Annotated in this window: 8 protein-coding genes; 4 read left to right on the top strand and 4 right to left on the bottom strand. The window is 70.7% G+C overall.

Annotated elements, in window-relative coordinates; genetic code table 11:
• Positions 1-69: 69 nt before the first annotated feature.
• Positions 70-747 (top strand): uracil-DNA glycosylase, encoded by a 678-nt coding sequence (locus tag AB0B90_RS36325; protein WP_362926519.1) that lies wholly within the window; start codon positions 70-72, stop codon positions 745-747.
• A 36-nt stretch (positions 748-783) separates the two neighbouring features.
• Positions 784-1,137, top strand: coding sequence for a hypothetical protein (locus tag AB0B90_RS36320; RefSeq protein ID WP_362926518.1), 354 nt, complete (start codon positions 784-786; stop codon positions 1,135-1,137).
• 181 nt (positions 1,138-1,318) lie between these two features.
• On the opposite strand, the gene AB0B90_RS36315 is transcribed toward AB0B90_RS36320, so the two are convergent.
• The gene (locus AB0B90_RS36315) at positions 1,319-2,632 is read right to left on the bottom strand and encodes a deoxyribodipyrimidine photo-lyase (RefSeq protein WP_350948526.1); all 1,314 of its coding nucleotides are present in this window, start codon (positions 2,630-2,632) and stop codon (positions 1,319-1,321) included.
• A gap of 135 nt (positions 2,633-2,767) precedes the next feature.
• On the opposite strand from AB0B90_RS36315, the gene AB0B90_RS36310 reads away from it, so the two are divergent.
• A complete protein-coding gene (locus tag AB0B90_RS36310) occupies positions 2,768-3,718 on the top strand; it encodes a MerR family transcriptional regulator (RefSeq protein WP_362926517.1) in 951 nt (316 codons plus the stop codon).
• A gap of 267 nt (positions 3,719-3,985) precedes the next feature.
• Positions 3,986-5,590, top strand: coding sequence for a DUF1722 domain-containing protein (locus AB0B90_RS36305; RefSeq protein WP_362926516.1), 1,605 nt, complete (start codon positions 3,986-3,988; stop codon positions 5,588-5,590).
• A 61-nt stretch (positions 5,591-5,651) separates the two neighbouring features.
• Here AB0B90_RS36305 and treZ read toward each other — a convergent pair whose 3' ends face one another.
• From treZ to glgX, 3 genes are read right to left on the bottom strand one after another with little or no spacing between them, the layout of a single operon-like run.
• The gene (treZ, locus tag AB0B90_RS36300) at positions 5,652-7,388 is read right to left on the bottom strand and encodes a malto-oligosyltrehalose trehalohydrolase (RefSeq protein ID WP_362926515.1); all 1,737 of its coding nucleotides are present in this window, start codon (positions 7,386-7,388) and stop codon (positions 5,652-5,654) included.
• A gap of 3 nt (positions 7,389-7,391) precedes the next feature.
• Entirely contained in the window at positions 7,392-9,971 is a 2,580-nt protein-coding gene (gene treY, locus AB0B90_RS36295) for a malto-oligosyltrehalose synthase (RefSeq protein WP_362926514.1), read from the bottom strand.
• Positions 9,964-12,069 carry a glycogen debranching protein GlgX gene (glgX, locus tag AB0B90_RS36290; protein WP_350948521.1) on the bottom strand — a complete coding sequence of 702 codons (2,106 nt, stop codon included), beginning with the start codon at positions 12,067-12,069 and terminating at the stop codon, positions 9,964-9,966. Before glgX ends, treY begins: the two co-directional genes overlap by 8 nt.
• Positions 12,070-12,351: the final 282 nt, after the last annotated feature.

Raw genomic sequence — 12,351 nt, 5'->3', positions numbered from 1 at the left:
CCCGGTGCGGCACGCGCTGATTGCCGGCACGCGCCGTACCGGGCCTAAAACCTCGATAGGGTCCTGCACATGGCCGCACGTCCCTTGAACGAAGTCGTGGAAGCCGGGTGGGCCGAGGCCCTCGAACCCGTCGCCGAGAAGATCGCCGAGATGGGCGAGTTCCTCCGGAGGGAGGTGGCGGAAGGCAGGCAGTACCTCCCCTCGGGCGCCAACGTGCTCCGCGCCTTCCAACAGCCGTTTGACCAGGTCAAAGTGCTGATCGTGGGCCAGGACCCGTACCCCACGCCGGGTCACCCGATCGGCCTGAGCTTCTCCGTCGCCGCGGACGTGCGCCCGATCCCGGGCAGCCTGCGCAACATCTACAAGGAGCTCACCGAGGACCTCGGGCTGCCGATGCCGAGCAACGGCGACCTCACCCCCTGGACCGAGCAGGGCGTGCTCCTGCTCAACCGGGTGCTCACCGTCATGCCGGGCAAGCCCGCCTCACACCGGGGCAAGGGCTGGGAGGAGGTCACCGAGCAGGCCATCAAGGCCCTCGTCGCCCGCGACAAGCCGATGGTGGCGATCCTGTGGGGACGCGACGCCCGCAACCTGCGCCCGATGCTCGACTCCGTCCCGGCCATCGAGTCGGCGCACCCCAGTCCCCTGTCGGCCCGCAGCGGCTTCTTCGGCTCCCGCCCGTTCAGCAAGACGAACGAACTTCTCGAGAAGCAGGGCACCACCCCCGTGGAGTGGAAACTCCCTTAGGCTGGTTTACCCCACCCAGGCACTAGGATTCACACTATGAGTGATGTATCGGGCACCGAACGCTACCTGCGTCTGACCGTTGAGCTGACCGTGGAGGTGCAGGACATCGCCGCCCTGCAGGCCGCCGCGCTGAAGGAGATCAGCCACCCTGACGCCGACCTGGACGACGACGAGCGCAAGGAGCAGGCCGAGCTGGTCTCGGCCGACGACACCGGCGCCACCGCACTGCAGTGGCTGATCGAGCCGGACCACGTCCTTGGGCTGATCGAGCACGTCGACCAGATCGAGCCCCGCGAGGCCGTGCTGGGCGTCGAGCCCTCCGACGGCCCCTCGGACGAGGACGACGAGGACGCAGACCACGACCACGCGGGTCACGACCACAAGCACTGAGACCGCGAGCACTGAGACCGCGAGACTGAGCACGCGGCACTGAGAACGACCCCGCCACCCCGGCGGTGGTGGGCTTTCCCGGCCAGGCGCCTCCGGCCGGGAAAGCCCACTGCCGCCGGGGCTTCTCATCGTGAGGCCCGTCGCGAGGGTTCGCGCCTCGGCGGGCGACGACCCGGCCGGCTCAGTCCATGGACACCAGGGGCGCCGGATAGCCCGGGACACCCGAGGGGAGCCTCCAGGGCTCGTGGATCATCCTCGTGGGCACGGTGCCGAGCTCGGGGACGTGACGGCGGACGTACTCGCCCTCCGGGTCGTACCTTTTGGCCTGCCGGATGTGGTTGACGGGCCGGTTGGGCCGGGTGTCGTTGCCCGTCCCGGCGACCCACTGCCAGTTGCCGTAGTTGTTGGCGACATCGCCGTCGAGCAGCAGATCGAAGAAGTGGTCGGCGCCGACGCGCCAGTCGACGCCGAGCCGCCGGACGAGGAACGAGCCCACGATCATGCGGGCCCGGTTGTGCATCCATCCCTCGCTGAGCAACTGCCGCATCCCCGCGTCCACGATCGGGACCCCGGTCATGCCCTCCTTCCACGCCTGTGCCGCGTGGTCGTCGTCGCGCCACTCGTGCCCGCGCGGCCGGTAGTCGTCGCGGTTGATGCGCGGGAAGGCCCGCGTCACCTGGTAGAAGAAGTCACGCCAGCACAGCTGCCTGACGAACTCCTCGGCACCCCCGCCTTCGCCCTCTCCCACGCCTCCCACCTCCCTCGCGAGCGCCTCCAGCTCCAGCGGCGAGACGCAGCCGAAGCGCAGGTAGGGGCTGAGCCTGGAGGTGCGGTTACCCGCCATGTCGTCGTGGCCGTCGGCGTAGTCGTCCACGCAGTGCTTCAGCCACTGCCTCATCCTCCGGCGCCCGACCGTCTCACCACCTCTGAACAGCTCGTGCGACGCGCGCCCCGGCTCGGGCGGCCTCCCGGCCCACACGCCGTCGGGAACGCGCACCACACCGGGAGCCTTGAGCACCTCCCTGCGCGGCTGCCGGGCCCAGGCCCGCCAGTAGGGCGTGAAGACCCGGTAGTGGTCGCCTCCGCCCGACGGCCTGAGCGCGTCGGGGGGCACGATCGTCAGACCGGGGAACATGTGGAACGCCGTCCTGGCACGCTCGCACTCCTCGGCCAGGCGCCGCTGCCTGCGTCGCGCGAGGGTGCTGACGTCCGTGCTGACGTGGACGGCCCGTGCCCCCGTCTCCCGCGCCAGGCGCATCGTCTCGGCGATCGGATCACCACGACGCACGATCAGCTCACCACCCCGCTCACGGAGCGACTCGCGCAGGTCGGCGAGGCACTCGGCGAGAAATCCCCGGCGGTCGCCGCCGGGCACGGAGGGATCCGCGACGAAGAGGGGGACCACATGACGTGCGTGCTCGCACGCCGCGGCGAGCGCCGGATGGTCGTGCACCCGGAGATCGCGGCTGAACAAAACGATCACAATATCGGTCACGATTTCCTTTCGCCCGGTCACACTCCGCTGGTTGCATCCACCGGGGGCCCGGAAATCGAATAGGTGTTCATGGAGCGACCGCTCGCGCCGCCTGTCAAGCTGGTACGACAGGTGGCAGGCCTAAAATGGGACGGGATGGATGAGCAGCGTCAGGTGGCGACCGTAGAGGAACCGAGCTACGGCATCGGGGCCGTAGCTCGACGCCTTGGAGTGCCCGCCCCCACACTGCGGACCTGGAACCTACGCTACGGCGTGGGTCCGAGCCGCCGGAGCCCGGGGGGGCACCGTCGTTACGACGCCCGCGACCTGTGGCGCCTGGAGGAGATGAACCGGCTCATCAGGAGCGGGGTGCCCGCCTCCGACGCGGCACGGGAGGTCCTGAAGATCGAGACCGTCCCACCGCCTCCGGCGGAGCGGGAGGCCGGGCGGCCCGCCCGCGAAAAGATCCCGTCCCTCCCTGCGGCGCGGCCGCCGAGCGTGCCGACGGTGGCGATGCTGACGCGGGCGGCGATGACGCTGGACAGCGGGACCGTCCAGGAGTGGATCGGCGCGGCGCTGGCCAGACACGGCGTGCGGTGGACCTGGGAGTGCCTGGCCCTGCCGGTCTTCGAGACGATCTGCAGGCGCCAGCTGGAGAACGGGGCGAGCATCGAGATCGAGCACCTGTTCTCCGACCGGCTGCTCGCCGCGCTGATCGCCCTCACCGAGCGCCCCGCCCGGCCGGCCGGTGACCGCCCCGTCCTGCTCGCCTGCGCCGAGAACGACCTGCACAGCCTGCCGCTCTACGCGCTCGCCGCGGCGCTCACCACCGACCACCGCGTGGAGACCAGGGTGCTGGGCGCCAGGACCCCGTACCCGGCGCTGGCGGACGCGATGCGGCGGCTGCGCCCCTCGGTGGTCTTCGTCTGGTCCCAGCAGCTCGAGACCGGCGACCCCGCCCCCCTCGCCTCTCTGCCCACGCTCCGCCCGTCGAGCCTGATCGTCGCCGGCGGCCCCGGCTGGTGGGACAGCCTGCCCGCGTCCGTCCCCCGGGTCACGTCGTTCCAGGACGCCCTCACCCGCGTCACCACCGCGGCCCTCGCCTGACCCCTTCCCGGCACGCCGTCCTCCGCCCTCGGCTCCCTCGGCCCGCCCTCGCCTGACCCTCCCGCGTCGCCTCCTCCTGTCACGCTGGGCCACCTTTCGGAAACGTCCCGCCTTCTTCGCTCCCGGTCGCGTGGTGTCGTCCTCTCCTCACCGAACTCCCCGCCGGACCCGCCGGACCTGCGGGTATCTCCCTGCCCCCACTTGCGATCACCGCCGTCGAGCGACTATGAATAAGTTTTGAGTAGGTTATTGAGACAAGGGGGCATCATGACAGACCACCTGAACACCCGGTTCGCCGAGGGCGACGAGGCGGCCCTGACCGAGTGCCTCCGCACCCACGGGCCCCTCATCCGCTCCTACCTGCGGCGATTCGTTCGGCCACAGGATGTGGAGGATCTTCAGCAGGTCGTGTTCGCGGAGGTCTGGCGTTCCCGGCACCGCTTCGACCCGGAACGCAGCCTCCCCGCCTGGATGCTCGGGATCGCCCACAAGCGCGCGGTCGACCAGCTGCGGGTACGCACCTTCCAGACGGTGCCGCTGGATGTGATCGCGGACCCCGTCGGCGACGACGGCCGGGCCGACGGCGAGGAGCTGGCGGAGCGCGACCAGGTGCGGCGGGCACTCGCCAGGCTGCCCGAGCCGCAGCGCCAGGCGATCGAGCTGGCCTACTACGACGACCTGACCCAGCGGGAGATCTCCGAGAGGCTGAGCATCCCGCTCGGCACGATCAAGGCCCGTACGGCACGCGGCCTGCGCCGCCTGTCCGGCATCCTCGGCACCGCCACGACGCGCGACCGGGACGCCGCACCACACCGGGAGAAAGTGTCCGCCGTGCGTGGCGCGAGCGGTTCGAGCGCGATGGACGAGATGGACAAGGTGGGCGAGATGGGCGAGATGAACGGAACCGACGAGGCGGGCCGGCGGGCCGTCAGGCCGAAGGTCGCGGTGTCCAGCTGCCTGATGGGCGAGCCGGTCCGGTTCGACGGCGGACACAGCCGCAACCGGTTCCTCAACAACGAACTGGACAAGCACGTCGAGTGGGTGCACATCTGCCCGGAGATGGAGATCGGCCTCGGCAGCCCGCGCGAGACGCTGCGCCTGGAGCGCTCACCGGAGGGCACGCGGCTGGTCACCAGGAAGAGCCGGGTGGACCTCACCGACAGGATGACCGCCCTCGCCGCCGAGCGGATTCCCGCCCTGCTGGAGGTGGACGGCTACATCCTCAAGTCCAAGAGCCCCAGCTGCGGGGTGCACGGCATCCCCGTCCACGCGGGTGGCACGACCGTGGGCCGCAAGGGCAGGGGGGTGTTCGCGGGCGTGGTCCTCGACGCCTATCCACTGCTGCCCGTCGAGGACGAGGGACGGCTCAACGACGCGCTGCTCCGCGAGAACTTCGTGGAACGGATCTTCGCCCGTGCCCGGCTCCGCGCCCTGCTGGAGAGCGACTGGCGCCCTCGCGACCTGGTGTCCTTCCACGCCCGGCACAAGATGCAGCTGCTCGCCCACGACCCCGTCGCCTTCAGGGAGGCGGGCCGGCTGGTGGCCGGCGCGGGCACGCGGCCCCGTGAGGAGCTGGCCGCCGACTACACCCGCGTCTTCGACACGGCGTTCGCCACCAAGGCGAGCATCGGCCGGCACGTCAACGTCCTGCAGCACTGCGTGGGAATGGTGGGCGACGCGCTCGACCCGGCACGCCGCGCCGACCTGGCGGAGGTCATCGCCTCCTACCGGGCCGGGCAGGTGGCGCTGAGCGTCCCGGCGACCCTGATCCGCCACCACGCCCAGAGCCTCGCCGCCGACTACGTACGGGACCAGACCTACTTCTCCCCGTACCCGGAGGACCTCCGGCTGCGCAACCACGTGGCCGCCTGACCGTCACCGCCGACGCGACGGCCGCCACGACGGTCAGGCGGATCAGGGGATCACCGGCCGGTCAGAGCGCCGGATCCGGTCGCACGATCGCGAGGGATCGGGGAGGCAGGAAGAGCTCCTCCCCCTCCACGGTCGCCGACGGGTCGGAGGCGAGCAGGATGTGATCGGGCCCTGATCGTGCCGCCCTGCCCGTCCCGAGCCTCACCGTGAGCGCGACCGGGCCGAGGTTCGCCGCCACCCTGAGCCCTCCCCGGTGCACGACCAGCCAGGACTCGCCGTGGTCGACGCGTACCCGGTCCAGCCTCGGGTCCGTCAGCTCCGGGTGAGCGCGGCGCAGCGCGATCAGCGCCCGGTACCAGTCGAGGTGCGCCCGGTGGGCGTCGTCGTCCAGCTCGCTCCAGTCGAGCTTGGAGCGCAGGAACGTCATCTCCTCACCGGGGTCGGGGGCCTTGTCCGCCCAGTCGTCGTAACCGAAGCCGACGAACTCCCGCCGCCGCCGATCCCCCTCGCCCTCGCGCAGCTGCGGCTCGACGTGGTCGGTGAAGAACAGGAACGGCGAGCGCGTCCCCCACTCCTCCCCCATGAACAGCATGGGCGTGAACGGCGAGGTCAGCAGGAGTCCCGCGGCGAGCCGCAGCGCCTCGGGCGCCATCCGGTCGCCCTCGGCCCGGTTGCCGATCTGGTCGTGGTTCTGCGCGCAGCAGACGAAGCGGTAACCGGGCACGTGGGACGCCGGGCGGCCGTGCGAGCGCCCCCTGAAGGAGGAGTAGGTCCCGTCGTGGTAGTAGGCGCGAGCCAGCACCTTGGGCAGCGCGCCGTGGAAGTCGTCGTAGTAGCCGTGCCGCTCACCGGTCACCGCCACGTGCAGGGCGTGGTGGACGTCGTCGTTCCAGGCCGCCGCGAGGCCGAACCCCCCGGCCTCGCGGGGGGTCATCAGCCTGGGGTCGTTGAGGTCGGACTCGGCGATGAGGGTGAGCGGCCTGCCCACCGCCGCCGACAGCGCCTCCGCCTCGACGGCGATCTCCTCCAGCAGGTGCACGGCCCGGTTGTCGTGCAGGGCGTGCACGGCGTCCAGCCGCAGGCCGTCGATGTGGTAGTCGCGCAGCCACTGCAGCGCGTTGCCGACGAAGTAGGCGCGCACCTCGTCGGAGCCCGGGCCGTCGAGGTTCACGGCCTGCCCCCAGAAGGAGGAGGCACTGGAGTGGAAGTACGGGCCGAAGGGGGCGAGGAAGTTGCCCGAGGGGCCGAGGTGGTTGTAGACGACGTCGAGGATCACGCCGAGCCCGCGCCGGTGGCAGGCGTCCACGAAACGCTTGAGCCCGTCGGGGCCGCCGTAGGTCTCGGTGACGGCCCACAGGTCCACGCCGTCGTAACCCCAGTTGCGTCCGCCGGGCACCGGCGGCACCGGCATGATCTCCACGAAGTCGACGCCGAGCTCCGCCAGGTGCTCCAGCCTGCCGATCGCCGCGTCGAAGGTGCCCTCGGGGGTGAAGGTGCCGATGTGCAGCTCGTAGATGACCGCGCCCGGCAGGTCACGCCCCCGCCACAGCGCGTCGCCCCACTCGAAGCGGCCGTGGTCGTAGACCCGGCTCGGCCCGAAGATCCCCTCGGGCTGCCACCTCGTCCTGGGGTCCGGCAGCGCCTCGCCCCCGTCCAGCCGGAACCGGTAGTCGGTGCCGTGCCCCGCGCCGGGGACCTCCACCGCCCACCAGCCGCCGCCCGCCGACGACATCGGGTAGCGGACCTCGCCGATCTCCACGTCAACCGCCGTCGCCGACGGCGCCCATACCTCGAACATCGGTCAGACCCTTTCCAGAAGCGCGACAGGGTGAACGGAGAGCAGGTGGGCGAGCGGGATCCGGCCGGTGTACTCGGTACCCGACAGCAGGTCCCGCCAGGTGCCATGCGGCAGGGTGAGCGTGGTGCTCCCCCACCCGCCGCGCCGCTCCAGGCCGACGGGCAGCCGGGTGGCCACCGTCACGGCCCGCTCCCCCCTCGCGAAGGCGATCGCGTGCTCCCCGGCCTCGATCGGGACGTACGGCGCCTCGGGGTCCAGCCTCCGGCGCAGGTCCAGGGCACGGGCGGTGATCGCCAGCTTGGCCTCGTCCCAGCTGAGGGCGGCCGTGGCGGCGGGGCTCGGGTGCGGCTCGTCCGGGTGTTCCTGGCTCGCGTGGGCCTGGGCCGCCGAGAGCATCCGGCGGCGCAGCTGGAAGTCGACCGGGCGCCGGTTGTCCGGGTCGACCAGGGAGAAGTCGGTGATCTCGTTGCCCCAGTACACGTCGGGCACGCCGGGCAGCATGAGCTGGACGATCTTCTGGCCGAGCGAATTGGACCTGGCGTACGGCTCGATCCTCGCGGCGAACTCCGCGACCGAGGCGCCGCACTCCTCGACGGCCCGGCCGACGAAGTCGCGGATGCCGCGCTCGTAGGCCGGGTCGGGGGTGGCCCAGGAGATCGAGGTCTTGGCCTCGCGGGCCGCCTTGAACAGGTAGTCGAAGAACCTGTCGGGCCCGATCGGCCAGGAGGCCATCAGGTTCTGCCAGGCCAGGTAGTCGAGGGCCGGGTCGAAGGAGACCTTCGACGACCACTCGCCGACCGCGGCCGCCCACTCCTCCGGCATCTCCGACAGCACGGCGAGCCTGGCCCGTACGTCCTCGGAACGCTTGGTGTCGTGCGTGGAGAGCGTCGTCATCGTGCCCGGTGACATCTCCCGGCAGAACGCGTGGAACTCCTCGACGGACCCGCCGAAGCGGTCGGGCTCGCCGCCGACCTCGTTCAGGCAGGACAGGGGGTACCAGCGGTACAGGGCGGTGTCCTCGACCCCCTTGGCCATCACGGGGCCGCAGGTCTGCTGGAAGCGGGTGACCGCGTCGGCGGGCCCGGTCAGGACCCGCTCGACGACCTCCGCCACCGGGGCGCCCTCCGGCAGCCGTCCGGCGGCGACCCGCCCCGCCTCCTCGACGATCCTCGCCGAGACCTCGGGCACCGGCTCCCCCGGCACCGCGTAGGCCCGGTAGACCGGCATCGCGGCGAGCAACTCCACCAGCGTTTGACGGTCGGAGCCGACGACGGCGTGCAGCCGGTCGATCTCGGCGCCGAAGAACAGGTTCAGGACCTCCGCCTTGGACTCGCGGACCACCGCCGCGTAGTCGCCGCCGACCCCGGTCAGCCGGGTGAACAGCTCGACCAGCGGCTCCCTGCCCGCCGGGTCGACGAACAGGCCGGTGATCCGGTTGAGCGTTTCGTAGCCGGTGGTGCCGTCGCACTCCCAGTCGGCGGGCAGCCGCTCGGAGCCGACCAGGATCTTCTCCGCCACGGTCCACACACCCGACCTCTCGCGCAGCCGCGACAGGTAGCCGCGCGGCTCGGCGAGCCCGTCGGGGTGGTCCACCCGCAGCCCCTGGATCACCCCCTCCTCCACCAGCGAGAGGATGACGGCGTGCGTGGCATCGAACACCTCGGGGTCCTCGACCCGCACCCCGATCAGCGAGGACACGTCGAAGAACCGGCGGTAGCCGGGCCCGCGCCGCCAGTCGACCAGCCGGTAGTACGTGTCGGGCAGCGGGAACTCGTGGTCGTGGTAGCGCAGCACGTCGCCGTCGGCCACCGCCTCGCCCTCGTCACCGAGCACCGGCATGTTCACCTTGCCGACGCCGCCGTCGGTGCCGTCGCCGTCCTCCACGGACCAGTCGATGTCGAACCACGACGCGTACGGCGAGCCCGGCCCGTCCTTGAGCACCGACCACAGCTGCGCGTTGCCCGACTCGGGCACCGGGATCGTCATGTGGTTGGGCACGATGTCGACGACGATGCCGATCCCGTGCTGGGCCATGGTCGCCGACAGCTCCCGCAGACCCTCGACGCCGCCGAACTCCTCGCGCACGCGCGAGTGGTCGGTCACGTCGTAGCCGTGCCGCGACTCCGGCACGGCCTGCAGGATCGGCGACAGGTAGACGTGGCTCACTCCCAGATCGCGCAGGTACGGCGCGAGCTCGGCCACCTTGTCGAACCCGAAGTCGGGGGTGAGCTGGAAGCGGTAGGTCGAGACCGGGACCTCGTACGAGCCGGGCGACGGCGGAGGCGCGGGCGCCTCCTCGGGGAGCTCGAAGGGGTCGGTCACGTCCCCGCCGGTCCCGAGGGCGGCGTCCGCGAGGAGCTCGTCATGGGCGACCTGCGGCGGCACCGAACCGGGTCGGACATCGGGCAGGGGGTCCGGCGGCAGGCCGGGCCCGGGAACCGGCTCGGGCAGCGGAGTGGGGAGCGGATCGGGCGGCAGAGCGGGCTCGGGAACCGGCTCGGGCAGCGGATCCGGCGGCAGAGCGGGCTCAGGCACGGGCTCGGGGACCGGCTCGGGGACCGGCTGGGTCGTCGGCTCAGACACGGCGCAGCACCCTCACCGAACGGCCGACCACCGGCACGCTCTCTCCGGCCCGGCAGACCCGGGTGTCGACCGTGATCGGCATCGCCGTGTCGATCTCCGTCAGCCACATCTCGCCGTAGTCCTTCGGAAGCGTGAACTTGATGACGTCGTGGTGGGCGTTGAACAGCAGCAGGAACGAGTCGTCGACGATCTGCCGGCCCCGGCGGTCCGGCTCGGTGATGGCGTCGCCGTTCAGGAAGACGGCGAGCGACTTGGCGTACCCCACGTTCCAGTCCGCGTCGGTCATCTTCTCCCCTCTCGGAGTGAGCCAGGCGATGTCGCTGAGGTTCTCCTCCGAACCGCGTACGGGCCGCCCGTAGAAGAACCGGCGCCGGCGGAACACCGGGTGGTCGGCGCGGAGCTTGGCGAGCCGCCGGGTGAACTCCAGCAGCAGCCAGTTCTCCCTGATGTCGGACCAGTCGACCCAGCTCAGCTCGTTGTCCTGGCAGTACACGTTGTTGTTGCCCCGCTGGGTGCGGCCCAACTCGTCGCCGTGGGAGATCATCGGAACGCCCTGGGACAGGAACAGCGTGGTCAGGAAGTTGCGTTTCTGCTGCTCGCGCAGGGACTCGATCGCGAGCGAGGCGGGCCCCTCCTCGCCGCAGTTCCAGGAGCGGTTGTCGTCGGCGCCGTCCCGGTTGTCCTCGCCGTTGGCCTCGTTGTGCTTGTGGTTGTAGGAGACGAGGTCCTGCAGGCTGAACCCGTCGTGGCAGGTGACGAAGTTGATGGAAGCGGCGGGGCGGCGGCTGTCGTCCTGGTAGAGGTCGCTGGAGCCGGTCAGCCGGGAGGCGAACTCGGGCAGCGCGGCGGGCTCGCCCCGCCACAGGTCGCGGATCGTGTCGCGGTACATGCCGTTCCATTCGGTCCACCTGGCGGGGAAGTTGCCCACCTGGTAGCCGCCCGGCCCGACGTCCCACGGCTCGGCGATCAGCTTGACCTGCGACAGCACCGGGTCCTGCTGGACCAGGTCGAAGAAGGCGCTCAGCCGGTCGACCTCGTGCAGCTCACGCGCGAGCGTGGAGGCCAGGTCGAACCTGAAGCCGTCCACGTGCATCTCGATCACCCAGTAGCGGAGCGAGTCCATGATCATCTGAAGCACGTGCGGGGAGCGCATGAACAGGCTGTTGCCGGTGCCCGTGGTGTCCATGTAGTACCGCTTGTCGTTGTCGACCAGGCGGTAGTAGTCGGCGTTGTCGATGCCGCGCATGCTCAGCGTCGGCCCCAGGTGGTTGCCCTCGGCCGTGTGGTTGTAGACCACGTCGAGGATGACCTCGATGTTCGCCTCGTGCAGGGCCTTGACCATGGCCTTGAACTCCAGCACCTGCCCGCCGCGCTGCCCGGTGCTCGAATAGGCGTTGTGCGGCGCGAAGAACCCGATGCTGTTGTAGCCCCAGTAGTTCGTCAGGCCCCGCTCGGCGAGGACGTGGTCGGTGACGAACTGGTGCACCGGCATGAGCTCGATCGCCGTCACCCCGAGCGCGGTCAGATGATCGATGATCTCCGGGTGGCCGATCGCGGCGTACGTGCCGCGGATCCGCTCGGGGATCTTCGGGTGGTTGATCGTCAGGCCCTTGACGTGCGCCTCGTAGATCACCGTGTCGTGGTACGGCGTGCTCGGCGGCCGGTCGTGCCCCCACCCGAAGAACGGGTTGATCACGATGGAGCGCGGCACGAAGTCGGCCGAGTCGGCGTCGTTGCGGCTGTCGGGCTCGCCGAAGCGGTAGCCGTACACCGCCTCGTCCCATTTCACATCCCCCTCGACCGCCTTGGCGTACGGGTCGAGGAGGAGCTTGGCGGGATTGCACCGCTGCCCTCTCGGCGGGTCGTACGGGCCGTGCACCCGGTAGCCGTACCGCTGTCCCGGGCCGACGCCCGGCAGATATCCGTGCCAGACGAAGCCCTCACACTCGGTGAGGGTGACCCTGGTCTCCTTGTTCTCCTCGTCGAACAGGCACAGCTCGACGCGTTCGGCGGCCTCGGTGTAGAGCGCGAAGTTGGTTCCCGCGCCGTCGTAAGTGGCCCCGAGAGGATAAGGGTCACCCGGCCAGATCTCGATCATCAGTCCCTCTTGAGCGTGGTGACCCCCGCCTTCAGGCGGGGGAGGGAACACGGCGCATCGCCGTACTGCGGTTTCTCTCGAAAGTATGAGCGGACTCGGCCGGTGGGGAGGATGTCAACGCACCGCCTTTCGGCGGTGGAGAGATATGCCCCATGTTCGCGTGGCCATGCGCACATTCCCATTCCTGTGACGGTGATCTCTGCCCGGCCGTGAACCTCCTCGCACCTTCATCACCTAACCCGCTCGTCACGGGCGAAACGTACCGGCCCGGCGAGCGGACCG

Source organism: Streptosporangium sp. NPDC049078 (assembly GCF_040648855.1).
Taxonomy (GTDB): Bacteria; Actinomycetota; Actinomycetes; order Streptosporangiales; family Streptosporangiaceae; genus Streptosporangium.
The sequence above is the reverse complement of the archived record's forward strand: the minus strand, read 5'-3'. Positions and strand labels throughout refer to the sequence as shown.